The sequence below is a fragment of the Curtobacterium sp. UNCCL17 genome (genome assembly GCF_000686685.1).
Lineage (GTDB): Bacteria > Actinomycetota > Actinomycetes > Actinomycetales > Microbacteriaceae > Curtobacterium > Curtobacterium flaccumfaciens.
In genome coordinates, this window is sequence record NZ_JMLI01000022.1 from 52663 (window position 1) to 70095 (window position 17433).

Annotated in this window: 18 protein-coding genes; 9 read left to right on the forward strand and 9 right to left on the reverse strand. The window is 71.3% G+C overall.

What is annotated here, in order from left to right:
* The first annotated feature begins 24 nt into the window (after positions 1–24).
* Entirely contained in the window at positions 25–348 is a 324-nt protein-coding gene (locus BR70_RS0104020) for a chorismate mutase (RefSeq protein WP_027465022.1), read from the forward strand.
* Complete coding sequence (locus tag BR70_RS19420; RefSeq protein WP_051596617.1) at positions 345–1433, forward strand: lactonase family protein; 1089 nt, start codon at positions 345–347, stop codon at positions 1431–1433. The genes BR70_RS0104020 and BR70_RS19420 overlap by 4 nt, the downstream gene beginning before the upstream one ends.
* 16 nt (positions 1434–1449) lie before the next feature.
* On the opposite strand, the gene BR70_RS0104030 is transcribed toward BR70_RS19420, so the two are convergent.
* Genes BR70_RS0104030 through purS form a run of 4 tightly spaced genes read right to left on the reverse strand, consistent with a single transcriptional unit; the run spans position 1450 to position 5735 of the window.
* Positions 1450–2370, reverse strand: coding sequence for a 2-hydroxyacid dehydrogenase (locus tag BR70_RS0104030; protein WP_027465023.1), 921 nt, complete (start codon positions 2368–2370; stop codon positions 1450–1452).
* 13 nt (positions 2371–2383) lie between these two features.
* A complete protein-coding gene (gene purL, locus BR70_RS19425; protein WP_231495638.1) occupies positions 2384–4765 on the reverse strand; it encodes a phosphoribosylformylglycinamidine synthase subunit PurL in 2382 nt (793 codons plus the stop codon).
* Between the two features lie 17 nt (positions 4766–4782).
* Entirely contained in the window at positions 4783–5478 is a 696-nt protein-coding gene (purQ, locus tag BR70_RS0104040) for a phosphoribosylformylglycinamidine synthase subunit PurQ (RefSeq protein ID WP_027465024.1), read from the reverse strand.
* A gap of 5 nt (positions 5479–5483) precedes the next feature.
* The gene (gene purS, locus BR70_RS0104045) at positions 5484–5735 is read right to left on the reverse strand and encodes a phosphoribosylformylglycinamidine synthase subunit PurS (RefSeq protein ID WP_017886272.1); all 252 of its coding nucleotides are present in this window, start codon (positions 5733–5735) and stop codon (positions 5484–5486) included.
* Between the two features lie 178 nt (positions 5736–5913).
* Here purS and BR70_RS19430 point away from each other — a divergent pair, with 178 nt between their 5' ends.
* Both BR70_RS19430 and BR70_RS0104055 read left to right on the forward strand, forming a co-directional pair.
* Positions 5914–6522, forward strand: coding sequence for a PadR family transcriptional regulator (locus BR70_RS19430; protein ID WP_051596619.1), 609 nt, complete (start codon positions 5914–5916; stop codon positions 6520–6522).
* Positions 6519–8063, forward strand: coding sequence for a DHA2 family efflux MFS transporter permease subunit (locus tag BR70_RS0104055; protein ID WP_027465025.1), 1545 nt, complete (start codon positions 6519–6521; stop codon positions 8061–8063). Before BR70_RS19430 ends, BR70_RS0104055 begins: the two co-directional genes overlap by 4 nt.
* A 94-nt stretch (positions 8064–8157) precedes the next feature.
* Here BR70_RS0104055 and BR70_RS19435 read toward each other — a convergent pair whose 3' ends face one another.
* Complete coding sequence (locus BR70_RS19435; protein ID WP_035808048.1) at positions 8158–8979, reverse strand: cytochrome c oxidase assembly protein; 822 nt, start codon at positions 8977–8979, stop codon at positions 8158–8160.
* 166 nt (positions 8980–9145) lie between these two features.
* Positions 9146–10459, reverse strand: coding sequence for an acyltransferase family protein (locus BR70_RS0104065; RefSeq protein WP_051596620.1), 1314 nt, complete (start codon positions 10457–10459; stop codon positions 9146–9148).
* Positions 10460–10628: 169 nt separating this feature from the next.
* Here BR70_RS0104065 and BR70_RS19440 point away from each other — a divergent pair, with 169 nt between their 5' ends.
* Together BR70_RS19440 and BR70_RS19445 are read left to right on the forward strand one after the other, a co-directional pair.
* Positions 10629–11150, forward strand: coding sequence for a Fur family transcriptional regulator (locus BR70_RS19440; protein WP_081827238.1), 522 nt, complete (start codon positions 10629–10631; stop codon positions 11148–11150).
* A 95-nt stretch (positions 11151–11245) separates the two neighbouring features.
* Entirely contained in the window at positions 11246–12763 is a 1518-nt protein-coding gene (locus BR70_RS19445) for a catalase (protein ID WP_035808050.1), read from the forward strand.
* Between the two features lie 76 nt (positions 12764–12839).
* On the opposite strand, the gene BR70_RS0104080 is transcribed toward BR70_RS19445, so the two are convergent.
* From BR70_RS0104080 to BR70_RS0104090, 3 genes are all read right to left on the reverse strand, one after another.
* The gene (locus tag BR70_RS0104080) at positions 12840–13406 is read right to left on the reverse strand and encodes a GNAT family N-acetyltransferase (RefSeq protein ID WP_027465027.1); all 567 of its coding nucleotides are present in this window, start codon (positions 13404–13406) and stop codon (positions 12840–12842) included.
* Positions 13407–13516: 110 nt separating this feature from the next.
* The gene (locus BR70_RS0104085; RefSeq protein WP_027465028.1) at positions 13517–14386 is read right to left on the reverse strand and encodes a VOC family protein; all 870 of its coding nucleotides are present in this window, start codon (positions 14384–14386) and stop codon (positions 13517–13519) included.
* Positions 14387–14455: 69 nt separating this feature from the next.
* Entirely contained in the window at positions 14456–15241 is a 786-nt protein-coding gene (locus tag BR70_RS0104090; protein ID WP_027465029.1) for an SDR family oxidoreductase, read from the reverse strand.
* Positions 15242–15368: 127 nt separating this feature from the next.
* On the opposite strand from BR70_RS0104090, the gene BR70_RS19450 reads away from it, so the two are divergent.
* Genes BR70_RS19450 through BR70_RS22100 form a run of 3 tightly spaced genes read left to right on the forward strand, consistent with a single transcriptional unit; the run spans position 15369 to position 17403 of the window.
* Positions 15369–15944 (forward strand): hypothetical protein, encoded by a 576-nt coding sequence (locus BR70_RS19450; protein WP_128781582.1) that lies wholly within the window; start codon positions 15369–15371, stop codon positions 15942–15944.
* Complete coding sequence (lepB, locus tag BR70_RS19455; RefSeq protein ID WP_081827239.1) at positions 15941–16588, forward strand: signal peptidase I; 648 nt, start codon at positions 15941–15943, stop codon at positions 16586–16588. The genes BR70_RS19450 and lepB overlap by 4 nt, the downstream gene beginning before the upstream one ends.
* The gene (locus BR70_RS22100) at positions 16564–17403 is read left to right on the forward strand and encodes a helix-turn-helix transcriptional regulator (RefSeq protein WP_051596622.1); all 840 of its coding nucleotides are present in this window, start codon (positions 16564–16566) and stop codon (positions 17401–17403) included. The genes lepB and BR70_RS22100 overlap by 25 nt, the downstream gene beginning before the upstream one ends.
* Positions 17404–17433: the final 30 nt, after the last annotated feature.

Genomic DNA, 17433 nt, shown 5'->3' on the forward strand with positions numbered 1-17433 from the left:
CACGTCCGCCAGTAGGCTCGGACCATGAACGACGACGTCACCCCGACCGAGGCCGACGCGAGCGCCGTCGCCGAACTGCGGAGCATCCGGCAGAGCATCGACAACATCGACGCCGCCGTCATCCACATGCTCGCGGAGCGTTTCAAGTACACGCAGCGCGTGGGGCACCTGAAGGCCGAGTCGGGCATGCCGGCCGCCGACCCGGACCGCGAACGGATCCAGGTCGCACGGCTCCGGTCGCTCGCCGCCGACTCCCACCTCGACCCTGCCTTCGCCGAGAAGTTCCTCAACTTCATCGTCGCCGAGGTCATCCACCACCACGAGCGCATCGCGGGCCGCGACGAATGAGCGCCGAGCTGCCGTCGCTGCTCATCGGGTCGTACACGGCGACCGGCGGCGGGAACGCCACGGGCATCTCGCTGGTCGACGCCGGACCGATCGGAGCCGTCCCGGCACCCCGGACCGTCGCGGTGCTCGACGACCCCTCGTTCCTCGCCGTCTCGGGTGACCGGGTCTACGCGGTCTCCGAGACGAACGACGGCGCCGTGTCGGCCTTCCGGCTGCAGGGTGGCGCACTCGAGCACCTGTGGGACGCCCCCGCCGGCGGAGACGCCCCGTGCCACGTGCGGGTCGACCCCTCGGGCGTGCTCGTCGTCACGAACTACGTCTCCGGTACGGTCACGGCGATCTCCCTCGCCCCGGCCGAGTCGCACGCCGCCTCGGTGACCGCCAGCGACGGCGTGGTGCTGCACGGGGACGCTGACCAGCGCTCCGTGCCGGCCGAAGCCGTCGCGGTCGCCGTGCTGCCCGACGCCACGGGTCCTGACGACGACCGCCAGGACGGCCCGCACGCCCACCAGTCGATCGCCACCCCGGACGGCACGGTGCTCGTCGCCGACCTCGGCGGCGATGCCCTGCACGAGTTCCGCGTCGCGGTGTCGGCCGACGGGGTCCCCGCGATCGAGGCACTCCGCGTGCACCACGTGACACCCGGCGCCGGCCCGAGGCACATGGCTTGGATCGACGGTGACCTGCTCGTCGCCGGTGAACTCGACGGGCACGTGCACCGCCTGCGCCGTGACGACTCCGGGTCGTTCCTGACGATCGCTGCCGTGCCCACGTTCGACGGTGCCGTGGGGGAGTCGCTGCTCAGCCACATCGAGGTCGACGAGGCCGGCCGCGCGTACGTGGCGGTGCGCGGGCGCGACCTGCTCGTGGTGCTCGACGCACGTGACGGCGGGCTCGCGGTCGTCGCGTCGGTGCCCTGCGGTGGAGTCTGGCCGCGGCACTTCGCGCGGGTGCCCGGGTTCGTCCTGGTGGCGAACCAGATGTCCGACGCCGTTGCCGTCCTGCCGCTCGACGCCGAGGGCATGCCCGGCGAGGCCGTCGCGCAGATCCCGGTCGGCACCCCGAGCTGCGTCGTCCCGCTCTGACGCCGGGACCAGCCGGCTAGAACTCGATCAGGTTCTCGAACGGGCGACCCTCGGCCAGGGCGGCGACCTGCTTTCGCATGAGTTCGATCGACCGCGGCACGCTCAGGTCGGTGTTGCCGCCGACGTGCGGGGTCAGCACGGTGTTCGGCGTCGTCCAGAGCGGGTGTCCGGCGGGCAGGGGCTCCGGGTCGGTGACGTCGAGGGCCGCGAAGAGCCGCTCCGACCGCAGCTCGGCGACCAGGGCGTCCGTGTCGACGACCTTGCCGCGCGCCACGTTCACCACGAGGGCGCCGTCCGGCAGTGCCCCGAGCAGCTCCGCGTCGACCAGGCGTTCGGTCTCGGCGGTGAGCGGCGCGATGAGCACGAGCACGTCGGTCGCCGGGGCGAGTTCGGGCAGCTCGCCGAACGCGTGCACGTGCCGGCCGTCCTGCTCGCGAGCGGTCCGGGCGACCACCGTCACCTCGGTGCGGAACGCCTCGAACCGGGTGGCGATCGCGGACCCGATCGCCCCGTAACCGACGACGGTCACCCGGCGGTCGGCGAGCGATCGGGTCTCGCGGGCGTCCCAGACGCCGTTGGCACGGTCGACCTGGAACGCCGAGATCTCACGGAGCGACGTCAGCGCGAGACCGACCGCGAGCTCGGCGGTCTCGTCGTCGTGGATGCCGCGACCGTTCGCCAGCTGCGCGTGACCCGGCACGTGCGGGACGGCGTGCTCGTACCCGGCGCTCGGCAGCTGCAGCAGCTGGAGCTCGGGCAGGTCGTGCACGAACTGCCAGCGGTGCCGCCCCTCGAAGTAGAACGGCAGGAACGTGATCGCGACGTCGTCCGGGCGACCGTACGGCGACTCGACGTCCCAGACGTCCAGCTCGATGCCGTCCGGCACGGGGCCGAACCGGTCGACGAGCTCGGCGAAGGGCAGGGTGACGATCGGCATCCGCGAGCCGGGCCTAGGCGTCGGTGCGCGGCGAGAAGGCACCGTCGGAGTCGAGCGGCCCGCGGCCGACGTACCCCTCGGTGACGTCCTCGACGATCACGTCGCCGAAACGGGCCGGCAGCGTCGCGGCGTGGGTGCCGCGCAGCTCGTCGACCGTGGCCTCGAACGCGCCCTGGACCTCGAGCGTGCTCGACGTCGCGTCGGTCACGCCGATGCGCAGCACCGGGAAGCCCCGGCCGTCGCACATGCCCTGGAACCGCACGTCGTCCTCGCGGCGGACGGTCACGATCACGCGACCGGTCGACTCGGAGAACAGGGCCGTCGCGGTGTCGATGCCGTCGCGGGTCTCGAGCTCGTCGAGGACCACGCGGGCGCCGATGCCGAAGCGGAGCACCGACTCGGCGAGGGACTGGCCGAGGCCGCCGTCCGCCAGGTCGTGCGCGCTGGTGAGCAGCTGCTCGCCGGACGCCGCGTACAGCAGCTCGGCGAGGGCCTTCTCGCGCTCGAGGTCGACCGCCGGCGGACGCCCGCCCAGGTGCCCGTGCACGGTGCCGGCCCACGCGGAACCGTCGAGCTCGAGGCTCGTGGTGCCGAGCAGGTAGATGTTGTGGCCGTCGTCCTGCCACCCCGACGGCACGCGCTTGGCGACGTCGTCGATGATGCCGAGCACGCCGACGACGGGCGTCGGGTGGATGGGGGTCGAGCCGGTCTGGTTGTAGAACGACACGTTGCCGCCGGTGACCGGGATGCCGAGCTCCATGCAGCCGTCGGCCAGGCCCTCGACCGCCTCGGAGAACTGCCACATGACCTCCGGGTTCTCGGGGGAGCCGAAGTTCAGGCAGTCGGTGACGGCGGCGGGGACGGCACCGGTGACGGCGACGTTGCGGTAGGCCTCGGCCAGGGCCAGACGTGCACCCTGCTTCGGGTCGAGCTGGCAGTAGCGGCCGTTCGCGTCGGTGGCGATGGCGACACCGAGCCCCGTTTCCTCGTCGACGCGGATCATGCCGCCGTCGTCGGGGAAGGACAGCGCGGTGTTGCCGAGCACGTAGGTGTCGTACTGGTTCGTGACCCAGTTCTTCGACGCCAGGTTCGGCGAACCGAGCAGGCTGAGGAACTGTGCCTTCAGCGCGGGGCCGTCAGCGGGTCGGTCGAGCGAGGCGGCGGTGTCGGCCTGCAGCGCGTCGATCCAGGTCGGGTAGGCGACCGGGCGGTCGTAGACCGGGCCGTCGACGGCGACGGTGCGCGGGTCGACGTTCACGATCTCCTGGCCCTGCCAGTCGATGACGAGTCGGCCGGTGCCGGTGACCTCGCCCAGCACGCTGGTCTCGACCTCCCACTTGCCGACGACGCTCAGGAACTCATCGAGCTTGTCGGGGCGGACGACCGCCATCATGCGCTCCTGGCTCTCCGACATCAGGATCTCTTCGGCGGTGAGCGTGGGGTCGCGGAGCAGGACGTCGTCGAGCGAGATGTGCATGCCGCCGTCACCGTTGCTCGCGAGCTCCGAGGTGGCGCAGGAGATGCCCGCGGCGCCGAGGTCCTGGATGCCCTCGACCAGGTCCTTCTGGAACAGCTCGAGGCAGCACTCGATCAGGACCTTCTCGGCGAAGGGGTCGCCGACCTGCACGGCCGGACGCTTGGTCGGGCCACCCTCGGTGAAGGTGTCGGACGCCAGGATCGACGCGCCGCCGATGCCGTCGCCACCGGTGCGGGCGCCGAACAGGACGACCTTGTTGCCGGCACCGGACGCGTTCGCCAGGTGCAGGTCCTCGTGGCGGAGCACGCCGACCGCGAGGGCGTTGACCAGCGGGTTGCCCTGGTACACCGGGTCGAAGTAGGTCTCGCCGCCGATGTTCGGCAGGCCGAGGCAGTTGCCGTAGAACGAGATGCCGCCGACGACGCCGTGCACGACGCGTGCGGTGTCCTCGTGGTCGATCGCACCGAAGCGGAGCTGGTCCATCACGGCGACGGGGCGGGCGCCCATCGAGATGATGTCGCGGACGATGCCGCCGACACCGGTGGCCGCGCCCTGGTAGGGCTCGACGTAGGACGGGTGGTTGTGCGACTCGACCTTGAAGGTCACCGCCCAGCCGTTGCCGACGTCGACGACACCGGCGTTCTCGCCCATGCCGACCATCAGGTTCTTCGTCATCTCCGGCGTGACCTTCTTGCCGAACTGACGGAGGTAGTTCTTCGAGGACTTGTAGGAGCAGTGCTCGCTCCACATCACCGAGTACATCGCCAGCTCGCCCGAGGTGGGGCGGCGGCCGAGGATCTCCTTGATGCGGGCGTACTCGTCCGGCTTCAGGCCCAGCGCGTCGTACGGCTGCTCCTTGTCGGGGGTGGCTGCCGCGTCCTGCACGGTGTCGGGCTTCGGGCGAACGGGTGTCGTCACGGTGTCGTTGTTCCCTGTCACTTGACGAGCGCGTGCTCGATCACGGAGGTGAAGAAGGTCAGGCCGTCGGTGCCCGAGGCCATCGCAGCGGGGGTGTCCGGGCCGAAGCCGGCCTCGGTCGCGTGCTCGGGGTGCGGCATCAGGCCGACGACGTTGCCGCGCTCGTTCGAGACGCCGGCGATGTCGTCGATGGAGCCGTTCGGGTTCACGCCGACGTAGCGGAACACGACCTGGCCGTTGTCCTCGATGCGCTTGATGGTGTCGGCGTCCGCGACGAAGCGGCCATCGGCGTTCTTCAGCGGGATGGTGATCTCCTGCTGGGCGCTGAAGCCGGAGGTCCAGGCGGTCGCGGTGGTCTCGACGCGGAGCTTCTGGTCGCGGCGGATGAACTGCTGGTGCGCGTTGCGGGTGTGCGCGCCGGGGACCAGACGGGCCTCGGCCAGCATCTGGAAACCGTTGCAGATGCCGAGCACGGGCATGCCCTTGCCGGCGGCGTCGATGACCTCGGCCATGATCGGGGCCTTCGCGGCGATCGCGCCGGCACGCAGGTAGTCGCCGTACGAGAACCCTCCGGGCAGCACGATGGCGTCGACGCCCTGCAGGTCGTGGTCGCCGTGCCACAGGGCGACGGGGTCGGCGCCGGCGAGACGGACGGCGCGCTGGGCGTCGCGGTCGTCGAGCGAGCCGGGGAACGTGATGACGCCGATGCGCATCCGGGTCACTGGCCTTCGACGGTCACGGACACGACGTCCTCGATGACCGCGTTCGAGAAGACGTCGGCCGCGATGTCACGGACCTCGGCGAGCTTGGCGTCGTCGACGGGGCCGTCGACGGTCACCTCGAAGCGCTTGCCGATGCGGACGTTGGTCAGGTCGGCCTTGCCGAGGCGGGCCAGGGCGTTGCCCACGGCCTTCCCCTGGGGGTCGAGGATCTCGGCCTTGGGCATGACCTCGACGACGATCGTTGGCACGTGTTCTCTCCAGCACTTCAGGGGTGGGGGGACGCGACCAGTCTACGGGGCGCGCGCGACACGCCGGGACGGCCCCGGGCCTCCAGGCGGGCCCTTGCTGTGCGTTTGCTCACGTCTGTTCCAACGCGTATATTCCAAGCCGAATAGTCAACAACGAACAAGCGGACTGGAGGCACGTGTGCCGTCGCTCACGCCACTCGCGTTCGCCGCGCTCGGGCTCCTGGCCGAGGGGCCGACGCATCCCTACGAGATGTTCCAGACGATGACGCACCGCCGGGACGGCCGGAACGTCAAGGTCCGGCCCGGCACCCTGTACCACCAGGTCGGCCGCCTGGTGGAGCTCGGCCTCGCCGAGGTCGTCGGGACCGACCGGGCGGGCAACCGTCCGGAACGCACCACCTACGCCATCACGGACGACGGGTGGACGGCCCTGCACGACGGGCTCGTCCGGCTGATCGCCGAACCGGCCGAGGAGTACCCCGTCTTCCACCTGGCCGTCGCCGAGATCGAGAACCTGTCGGTCGACGAGGCCGAGTCCGCCCTCCGGGCGCGGGCCGTCGCACTCCGGGCCCAGCGCGACGAGGCGGACGAGATCCTCGGGGTCGTCCGTGCGAAGGACCTGCCCGAGCGGTACTGGCTCGACGTGTCGTACGTGCGTGCCATGCTCACGACGCAGATCGAGTGGCTCGCCGCCACGGCCGACCGGATCGCCGCCGGCCACATCTCCTGGGACGCCTCCGTCGCGTCCGCAGACACCACCACGAACAGCAAGGAAACCACTCGATGACCACCGTCACGCCTCCGCGGACGACCGAGAAGAAGCCGTGGCCTGCCCTGTGGGCACTCGTCGTCGGGTTCTTCATGATCCTCGTCGACTCGACCATCGTGTCGGTCGCCACCCCCACCATCGCCCAGAAGCTCGACGCGGACATCAACTCCGTGATCTGGGTGACGAGCGCCTACCTGCTCGCCTACGCCGTGCCGCTGCTCATCACCGGCCGGCTCGGCGACCGCTTCGGCCCGAAGGTCATGTACCAGATCGGCCTCGTGGTCTTCACGCTCGCCAGCCTGTGGTGCGGCCTGGCCGGCTCGATCGAGGTGCTGATCGTCGCCCGCGTCGTGCAGGGCCTCGGCGCCGCCATGATGAGCCCGCAGACCATGTCGGTCATCACGCGCATCTTCCCGCCGCAGAACCGCGGCGCGGCCATGGGCCTCTGGGGCGCCGTCGCCGGTGTCGCGTCGCTCGTCGGCCCGATCGTGGGCGGCCTGCTCGTCGACGGCTTCGGCTGGGAGTGGATCTTCTTCGTGAACGTCCCCGTCGGTGTCGTGGCGTTCGTGCTCGCGCAGCGCTTCGTGCCGTCGTTCGAGCGTCACGGACACCGCTTCGACTACCTCGGCATCTTCCTGTCGGCAGCGGGCCTGTTCCTGCTCGTCTTCGGCATCCAGGAAGGCGAGACCTACGACTGGGGCGTCATCGCGGGCCCGATCTCGGTGTGGTCGCTCATCATCGTCGGCCTCGTGGTGCTCGCCGGCTTCGTCGTCTGGCAGGGCGTGCAGAAGGGCGAGCCGCTGCTGCCGCTCGGCCTGTTCAAGGACCGCAACTTCACGCTGGCCAACGTCGCCATCACCGCCGTCGGTGTCGCGATCGCCTCGTTCGCGCTGCCGATCATGCTGTGGGCCCAGGACGTCCTGCGCTTCTCGCCGACCCAGGCCGCACTGCTCCTCGTGCCGCAGGCCGTGCTGTCCGCCGCACTCGCGCCGATCGTCGGCAAGAACCTGAACCGCTGGAACCCGCGCTGGGTCGCCTCGTTCGGGCTCGCCTGCTTCTCGGTCGGCCTGTTCTGGTTCGGCGCCCTGCTGTCGAGCGGTGCCGAGTGGGGCTGGGTGCTCCTGCCGAGCGCGCTCCTCGGCCTCGCCAACGCCTGCATGTGGGGACCGCTGTCCGTCTCGGCGACACGCAACCTGCCGCCGAAGCTGGCCGGTGCCGGCTCGGGTGTCTACAACACCACGCGCCAGATCGGTGCCGTGCTCGGTTCCGCCGGCATCGCCGCCCTGATGGAGGCCCGGATCACGGCGAACTTCCCGGCGTCGTCCGGTGGGGCCACGGCCGGTGGCGCGGAGCAGCAGGTCGGCGCACTGCCGGGCTTCCTGCTCGAGCCGTTCTCCAAGGCCATGGGTGAGTCGCTCTACCTGCCGGCGATCGTGCTCATCGTGGCCATCGTCGCGGCGCTGTTCCTGGCGAAGCCGAAGCAGACCGTCGCCTGGCAGCAGACCGGCTCGGTGACCACGCAGCCCGACGCCGAGCCCGCGGGGGCCCCGTCGAAGTAGGGCACGAGCGCACTTCGTGAGCAGGAATGGTCGGGTCGCCTTCGGGTACCCGACCATTGCTGCTCACGAAGTGGAACGCGGGACATCACGACGCTCAGCGGCGGCGCTGCAGGTGCGCTCGGGTCAGCTCGTCCATCTGTTCGTCGGTCAGGGCGTCGACGGCCCGAGCCTCGCGGCGGTCGGTCCGCTGCCACCGGATGAACAGGGCGACGAGCACGGGGATGTCCGCCACCTCGGCGATGAACCACAGCAGGTCGCCCGCCAGGTGCTGGTCCTGCAGCGGCGACGGGTACCAGGCCCGCCCGACCACCGGCACGAGGGACCCGTCGAGCACGTGGTTCGTGATCCGCAGCACGATGCCGGGCACCGCGTCGACGACGAGCTCGACGAACGCCAGCAGGAACTCGGCCGTGGCGAACGTCGACGAGACGAGCACGCCGACCTCGGACAGGGGCGCGAGCAGGCCGAACCCGAGCGCCGGCACGGCCACGGTGATGACGGCGGCCCACGCGGGGGACTCCCGGATCACCGCCGAGAACGGGGTGAGCAGGACGGCGAACAGCGCGAGCGCGACCAGCGGCGCGACGATCGCGTTGCCGAGCAGGCGCACCGGACGTGACCCCATGACCGCGTCGGCGACCTGCGCGAGGCGAGCCGGGCCTCCGATCCGGAGCAGTGCGACGGGCGCACCGAGCGCGGCGAAGGTGGGGACCGCGAAGAACAGCAGGGCGGCCCGCAGGACGAAGGCCCAGCGCAACCGCTCGTCGTCGACGCCGACGATGCCGAACTGCAGGACGCCGAACAGCACGAGCGCCGTGGCGAAGGCGAGCGTGCGCCACCACGGCCACCGGGCACCCCGTCGAGCCGCGCCGACGACCCACCGGCCGTAGGCGACCGCGGCGACGACGAGGAGCACCGCCGCCAGTGGATCGAACCGCCAGGTGCTCCAGAACTCGGGTGTCGACGGCGTGGGGAGCCTCCTGGGGATCAGGCGGACTCGTCCTTCGCGCCGCCGGAACCATCCTCCGTCCGCCCGACGTCCGGCGGGGGTCCGTCGTGGCCCCGCGTCGGTGAGAACCGGTTCAGATCCGGGCGACCCCGCGTGCCGGAACGGTCCGCGACAGCAGCCAGACGCCCACCGGCACGGCCACGGCACCGACGAGCGCGACGCCGAACGACAGGTGCAGCTGCATCACGAGGAACGCCGGGCCGATCGTGCAGAGCGCGGCGAACGCGACGACCGGCCACGACGGACGGTCGGCCGACGGCAGCAGCCGGGGGAGCGGCCGGTCGAACCAGCGCAGGGCCCTGGCCACCCCGATCGCGACGGCGAGCACCACCACGAGTGCGACGATGCGCGACGCCCACCACGGACCGGAGCCCGGCGCCGGGAACGGCACCCCGACGAGCAGGGCGACGCCGTTCAGCGCGATGAACAGCGGCAGGTGCCACAGGTAGATGGTCATGCCGTCGCGGCCGAGGACGAACACGGCCCCGAGTGCGGCCCGCGTGCGCATGAGCCTGGTGAGCGGAGCGTGCACGAGCTGGACCAGGCAGGCCTGCGCGATCGCCAGGAACGCCAGCGGGAGCATCGGCGGGTTGAGGTCCTGCAGCATGTCCGGTGCCCAGAGCCCGACCGAGGTCATCGGCACGAGCACGGCGTACGCGGCGACGGCGATGCCGAGCAGGAGCACCTTCGACCGGCGAGCGAACCAGCCGTCGGCCCACAGGAAGCCGAGCTGCTGCGCGAAGAGCCACACCGGGCCCAGGTTCAGCAGCCCGACCTCGGCGACCCCGGTGGCCAGACGGACGGCGTCCACCGCCCCGGCGAGCACGAGCAGCACGGCAAGGGTGGCCCACGGTGCTCGCTCGTGCAGGCGCATCATCACGGGCACGCAGCACTGGGTGATGCCGTAGGCGGCCAGGAACCAGAGCGGCGAACCGATGCCGAACGCGACCTCGGCCAGGAGTTCCGGCGGCGTCCCAGCGGCCGTGGCGACCCCGAGCCCGAGCGCGAGGAACACGAACAGCGGCACCGCGGGCCGGAACAGCCGCACCAGGCGGGTGGCCAGGTAGTCGCGGGCGGGGCTCGGCGCGCCACGGGCGACGGTGCTGCGCCAGCCGACGGCGCTCGCGAACCCGCCGACCACGAAGAACAGCGGCATCACCTGCCCGACCCAGGTGGCGGCGACGTACCAGGGGAGTTCCTGCAGCGGGCTCGTGACCCGCACCCCCTGGTCATCGGCGGCGACGCCGACCATCGTGACGTGCACGATGACGACGAGGACGACGCAGGCCGTCCGGATGAGGTCGACGACCAGGTCCCGCTTCGCGATGATCCCCCGGACGTCCGCGGTGCTGTTCGCCTGTTCAGGCAGACCCTGGCTCGTGGACATGTCCGGACGTTAGCGTGCAGAACGGTCGGTCCAGGGTCGTCCCAGCTGATCGCGACCGGATCGTGACACTTCGTATTCCGGTAGCGGCATGTGGGTCCTCGCTGGTCGGCAGCAGAAGCTCGTGTACAGTGAACGCGTTGTCTTGATTCCTGCAAAAGAAAGGCTCAGCATGGACGCCGACGCCGATCTGCTCCGTTCCTCGGGGCTCCGGGTCACGACCCCACGACTCGCGGTGCTCCGCGCGACGGACTCGATGCCGCACGCCACCGCGGACGACATCGTCACCGCGCTCGCCGTGGAGCTGCCGACCACCAGTCACCAGGCCGTCTACGGCGTGCTGAACGCCCTGACCGGCGTCGGGCTCGTCCGCCGCATCGAACCGGCCGGCAGCCCTGCCCGGTACGAGCGCCGCACCGGTGACAACCACCACCACATCGTCTGCACCCTGTGCGGCGCGATCGAGGACGTCGACTGTGCGGTCGGCCACTCGCCCTGCCTGACGCCGTCCGAGACCCACGGCTTCGCGGTCACCACCGCCGAGGTCACCTACTGGGGCATCTGCGAACGCTGCGCAGCGGCAGAGCGCGACGGCGCAGAGCGCGACGACGCAGAGCGCGACGACGCAGAGCGCGACGCCCCAGACGCGCCCGACGCGAGCGCGCAGGCACCCAGCGCCCCCACGCCCGCCTGACGGCGACCGCCCACCGCACCGGCCGCACGACGCGCCGGACCCCGAACCACCCGAGCACCCCTGACCGAACCAACGTCCCACCTCCAGGAGGAACCGTGTCCGACCAGAACACGCCGACCGGCACCCCGACCACCACGACCAACAGCGGCGCCCCCGTCTCGAGCGACGAGCACTCGATGGGCGTCGGGGCCGACGGCCCCCTCGCGCTCCACGACCACTACCTGGTCGAGAAGCTCGCCCAGTTCAACCGCGAGCGCGTCCCGGAGCGGGTCGTGCACGCCAAGGGCGGCGGCGCCTTCGGTACCTTCACCGTCACGCAGGACGTCTCCCGCTTCACCCGTGCCGCGTTCCTGCAGCCGGGCAAGCAGACCGAGATGCTGGCCCGCTTCTCCTCCGTCGCTGGCGAGCAGGGCTCCCCCGACACCTGGCGCGACCCCCGCGGCTTCGCGCTGAAGTTCTACACCGAAGAGGGCAACTACGACCTCGTCGGCAACAACACCCCGGTGTTCTTCATCCGCGACGGCATCAAGTTCCCCGACTTCATCCGCTCGCAGAAGCGCCTGCCGGGTTCGCACCTGCGCGACCACGACATGCAGTGGGACTTCTGGACCCTGTCGCCCGAGTCGGCGCACCAGGTCACGTGGCTGATGGGCGACCGCGGCCTGCCGGCGAGCTGGCGTGAGATGGACGGCTTCGGCTCGCACACCTACCAGTGGATCAACGCCGAGGGCGAGCGCTTCTGGGTGAAGTACCACTTCATCACGGAGCAGGGCCACAAGACCCTGACGCAGGAGGACGCCGATCGCATCGCCGGCGAGGACGCGGACTTCCACATCCGCGACCTGCACGCCGCAATCGAGCGTCAGGACTTCCCGCGCTGGACCCTCAAGGTGCAGGTCATGCCCTACGAGGACGCCGCGACCTACCGCTTCAACCCGTTCGACCTGACGAAGGTGTGGCCGCACGCGGACTACCCGCTCATCGAGGTCGGCACGATGGAGCTCAACCGCAACCCGGAGAACTACTTCGCGCAGATCGAGCAGGCGACCTTCGCCCCCTCGAACTTCGTGCCCGGCATCGCGGCGAGCCCGGACAAGATGCTCCTGGCGCGCATCTTCAGCTACGCGGACGCACACCGCTACCGCGTCGGCACGAACCACGCGCAGCTCCCGGTGAACGCCCCGAAGAACGAGGTCCACTCGTACTCGAAGGACGGCGGCATGCGCTTCGACTTCCAGAAGTCCGAGGTGCCGGTGTACGCGCCGAACTCGCTCGGTGGTGCGCACGCCGACCCGAACGCGACCGACGACGCCCCGGGCTGGGAGTCCGACGGTGCGCTGCAGCGTTCCGCCGCGACCCTGCACCCGGAGGACGACGACTTCGGCCAGGCTGGCACGCTCGTCCGTGAGGTCCTGGACGACGCCGCCCGTGAGCGCCTGGTCGGCAACATCGCCGGTCACGTCTCGAAGGTGACGCGCGACGACCTGCGTGAGCGCGTGTTCGCCTACTGGACGAACGTCGACGCCGACCTGGGTGCGCGCGTGCGCGCCGCGGTCGCGCCGAGCGCGCCGGGCTCCAACGAGGACCCGGAGAAGGTCGCGGTCGAGGCGTAAGCCCCGCTGGACGACCTGACGGACAGGAGGCCCGGTACCAGCTGGTACCGGGCCTCCTGTCCGTCGGTCGTTGCGTCTAGACCTGCTGGCCGTTCAGCCAGATGGGTCCGTCCGGCCAGTCCTCGAGCTGCGCTGCCACCGGCAGCGCCATCCAGCCGCCCTGCTCGGTGTTGCTGACGCCCGCGCCCTCGGCGGTGAACGCCGAGAAGGTGCCGACGGCCTCGGGGAACTCGTGCCAGCCGAGCTTCGCGTAGAAGGGGATGCGGTCCTCGCCCGCGCCGAGGAACCCGAAGGGCACGCGGAGTCCCTCGAGGACCGCGGCGGTGCGGGTCATCAGCTCGCGGCCGACGCCGGTGCCCTGCAGTCGGGGCGACACGGCGACCAGGCCGGTGTCGCCGACCAGGAGATCCTGCCCGCCGACGGAGATGTACATGCGGCGGATGCCGACGTGGGCCAGGACGACCCCGTCGGCGTCGTGCGCGAGCACCCGGCGTTCCGGCTGCATGCCGGACCAGCTCCGGCTGCCCACGTACCAGTGCGACCAGTCGGGGAAGGCCTGCCCGAGCAGCGCCGCGATCGCTTCGTGGTCGGGGAGCGACAGCGTGCTCTCCTCGACCACCTCCCACCGGATGTCGTCAGTCACGGGTCCATCCTGCCGGTCCGGCGGCCGGTGTGGTGAGGTTTCGCGCTGCGCGACACCTCGCGGGTCCGGGCGCGCGTGAGGTGTCGGTCAGCGCGAAGTGTCGCGACGCGTTACCCGCGACCGGGCGTGGTCACCTCGATGCGGTTCGCCCAGGGGTCGTCGAACGCCACGGTCCGGCCGTCGTCGGCGAGCTCCACGCCGCCGTGCCGTATGCGCTCGGTCAGGGCACCGAGGTCGTCGGCGGCGGGGACCTCGATGCGCACGAGCCCCAGGCCGAGTGCGAGCTGTCGCCGCCCGGCGCCGCGGGAGTTCCAGGTGTTCATCGCCATGTGGTGGTGGTAGCCGCCGGCGCTGACGAACAGTGCCTCGCCGAAGCCGGCGGTGGTCTCGAAGCCGAGGGTGTCCACGTAGAAGGAGCGTGCGGTGGCGACGTCGCCGACGGACAGGTGCACGTGGCCGACCTTGCCCGGGCGTGCCGCGGCGGTGTCCAGGGCCTCCTGCGTCAGGTGGGACTGCAGGAACGCGTTCGGGTCGACGTACTTCGTGTCCATGTCGACCATGCCGTGCGTCCACGACCACTCGGTGCGGTCACGGTCCCAGTACAGCTCGACGCCGTTGCCCTCGGGGTCGGTGAAGTAGAACGCGTTGCTCACCAGGTGGTCGGCGCTGCCGGTGAAGCCCGCCGGGTACTGGGTGGCGACTGAGTAGAGCGCGGCTGCCAGGTCGGCGCGGGTGTCGAACAGGATCGCCGTGTGGAACAGCCCGGCCTCGCGGGGGCCGGCGTGCCGCATCGCGGGGGCGTGCTCGAGGACCACGATCGGCGTGCTGCCTCGGCCGAGCACGGCGACGCCGCCGTCCTGGGAGAGCAGCGACAGCCGCACGCCGTCGCGGTAGTACCGGATCATCGCGTCGAGGTCGGCGACGCGGAGCGTGACGGCGCCCATCCCGGTGTCGGCGGCGAGCAGTTCGTGCGTTTGCATGCACCTAGTGTGCGCCCGTTTGGTTGACGCGTCAACCAATTCGGTGACGCGTCAACCAAATGGAACGCCCTAGGCGCTGTTCGAGATCCCGCCGTCCGACTTCAGCAGCTGCCCGTTCACCCAGGCGCCCTGCTCCGAGCAGAGGAACCCGACGAGCGCGGCGGTGTCCGACGGGCGTCCGAGCCGACCGAGCGGGGTGCCCTCGACGGCCCACCCCTTGACCTCGTCGGACATCCAGCCGGTGTCGTTCGGGCCCGGGTTCACCACGTTGGCGCTGACGCCGAGGCTGCCGAGCTCCTTCGCGGCGCCGAACACGATCCGGTCGAGCGCGCCCTTCGACGCCCCGTACGGCAGGTTGTACGCGATGTGGTCGCTCGTCAGCGCGACGATCCGACGTCGGTCGCGCGGAGCGGCGTCCCCGGCACGCTCGAGCCCGACCGCGTAGGCCTGTACGAGCAGGAACGGTGCGCGGGCGTTCACGGCGAAGTGGCGGTCCCACGACTCGACCGTGGTGGTGCGCAGGTCGGAGTCGACGGACTCGCAGTGCGACATGACGAGTGCGGTGACGGGGGCGCCGGCTTCCGTCTCGGCGCGGCCGACGAGCGCGGCCGCCTGCTCCGGGTCCTCCAGGTCGACCGGGAGGCGCGTCACCCGTGCTCCCGCCGCCTCGCACTCCTGCACCACCGACTCGACCCCGTCCGGGTCCGCCCCGCCGCTCACGCGGTCGTCGTAGGGTCCCCACCACGAGATGGCGAGGTCCCAGCCGTCGGTCGCCAGGCGGGTGGCGAGCGCTGCGCCGATGCCGGCTCTGCGGCCCACCCCGGTCACCAGGGCGAGTGGTCGTGCGGACGTCATGCGTGCCTCCTGTCCGGCGCTCCGTCGCGCCGATCGGCACCCAGTCTGCCGGAACCGGCCACCCGTGTGACCATCGCATCCGGTGTCCTGTCGGCGGACGGCCGACCACGGGGGCCAAGATGGACGGATGCCACGCACACGACGGCCCTCCCGACCGGGGCGCGGACCCCGCGGCGGTCGCCCGGACCCCCGTGACCTGCCGCTCGAGCACGTCCGCGACCGGATGTCGTCGTACATCTACGGCAACATCACGGTGCTCGCCGTCGCGATCGCGGTGAACCCGGAGCAGATCCACCACGGCGCCGCGGTGGCGACCGTCCTGGCGACCGCGGTGCTGACCTACCTGGCGCACGTGCTCGCGCACCTGGTCGCACACGGGCTCGGCGACGACGGCGAGGAGTCCGCTGCGGACCGCGCTGCCCGCCGCGACTCGGTCGCGACGATCGTCCGGAACGCCAACCCGATCGCGACCTCCGGCCTGATCCCGGCGGTCCTCTACGCGGCTGCCTGGATCGGGTGGCTGCCGGCGGAGTGGGCGCAGATCGCGGCGACCGTCATCCTGGTGGTGCGCATCGGGCTGGTGGGCGTGTTCATGCAGCGGTTCAGCGGGAAGCAGCCGACGTTCCTCGGGCTGTGGGGTGGGATCGTGCTCGCCGCAGTGGCGTTCGTGATCGGTCTCGTCAAGGTGGTGCTGACGCATTGAGCGACACGCACGCCGACGCCGGACCCGACTCCGAACCCGCGCCCGAGAGCGAGCCGAAGCGCGGCGGTCTGCGGTTCCTGCGCGACCTCGTCATCATCGTCGTCGTGGCGCTGCTGGCGTCCTTCCTGGTGAAGGCGTACCTGGTCCGATCCTTCTACATCCCCTCGGCCTCGATGCAGAACACGCTGCTCGTCGGGGACCGGGTGCTCGTCAACGAGCTCGTGCCCGGGGTCGTCCCGCTGCAGCGTGGTGACGTCGTGGTGTTCCAGGACCCGGGCGGCTGGCTCGGCATGGGCCAGGGCGACGACCTCATCAAGCGCGTCATCGGCCTGCCGGGCGACACGGTGTCGTGCTGCGACGCCCGGGGCCGCCTGTCGGTGAACGGGCACGCGGTGGACGAGCCCTACGTCGTGCTCGAACGCGGATCGGACCGTGTCGCCGGGAAGGACTTCGAGATCACCGTGCCGAAGGGGCGCATCTGGGTGATGGGCGACAACCGCTACGATTCCGCCGACTCGCGTGTGCACGGCACCGTGCCGGTCGACGACGTCGTGGGACGCGCCTTCGTCACCACGTGGCCGATCTCGCGGTGGTCGGTGCTGTCCCGCTACGGCGACGAGTGGGACCGGGTCCCGACGCCGTGACCGCGGACGACGAGGGCTTCCGCTACGAGACCGGCGGGGACGACGACCTGTCGATCCACCGGATCGCGACACCGGGCAAGCGGTCGGGGACGATCGGTCCGCGCCCCGACCACGTCGTGTTCTGGCTCGCCGACGGCCGGGCCAGCCTGACCGCGGACGACGGCGAGCACTGGGAGGTCGGTGCCGAGCGGCCGATGATGCTCTCGGCGTCCGTCGCGTACGGGTTCGAGACCGACGCGACCGCCACGACGCTGCTGCACCTGTCGCCGTCGCTGCTCGGCGACACGGGGGAGTCCTCGGTGTTCGGGCAGCCGGACGCGGCCGATCCCGCACTCGAACCGCTGCGCGCACTGCTGCGCGAGGCCTCCGGGCGCATCCTCGACCCCGCCCTGCCCGTCGACGACCGTGCGGCCCTGAACCGGCGGATCGCGACCGTCGTCCTGTCGACCTTCGCCCGGTCGCGATCGGACGTCGCGGACCGGATGCGGCGGGCGATCGGCTTCGTGCACGACCACGCCGACCGGACGCTGACGGTGGCGGACGTCGCAGCGGCCTGTGACCTGAGCGAGCGCGGCCTGCAGGACCTGTTCCGCCGTCGTCTCGGCGTCACCCCCATGCAGTACCTGCGCGAGGTCCGGCTCGACCGGGTGCACCTGGAGCTGGGGCGGCCGGGGTCCCGCGCGCTGCTCGTCAGCGAGGTCGCGCGGCGGTGGCGGTTCACCCACCTGGGGCGGTTCGCGGCGCACTACCGGGAGCGGTTCGGGGAGCAGCCGCACCAGACCATCGCGCGGGGCGGCACACCTAGAGAACGGTAGTTCTCGCGTTCTTTGCGGATTCCGGCTATC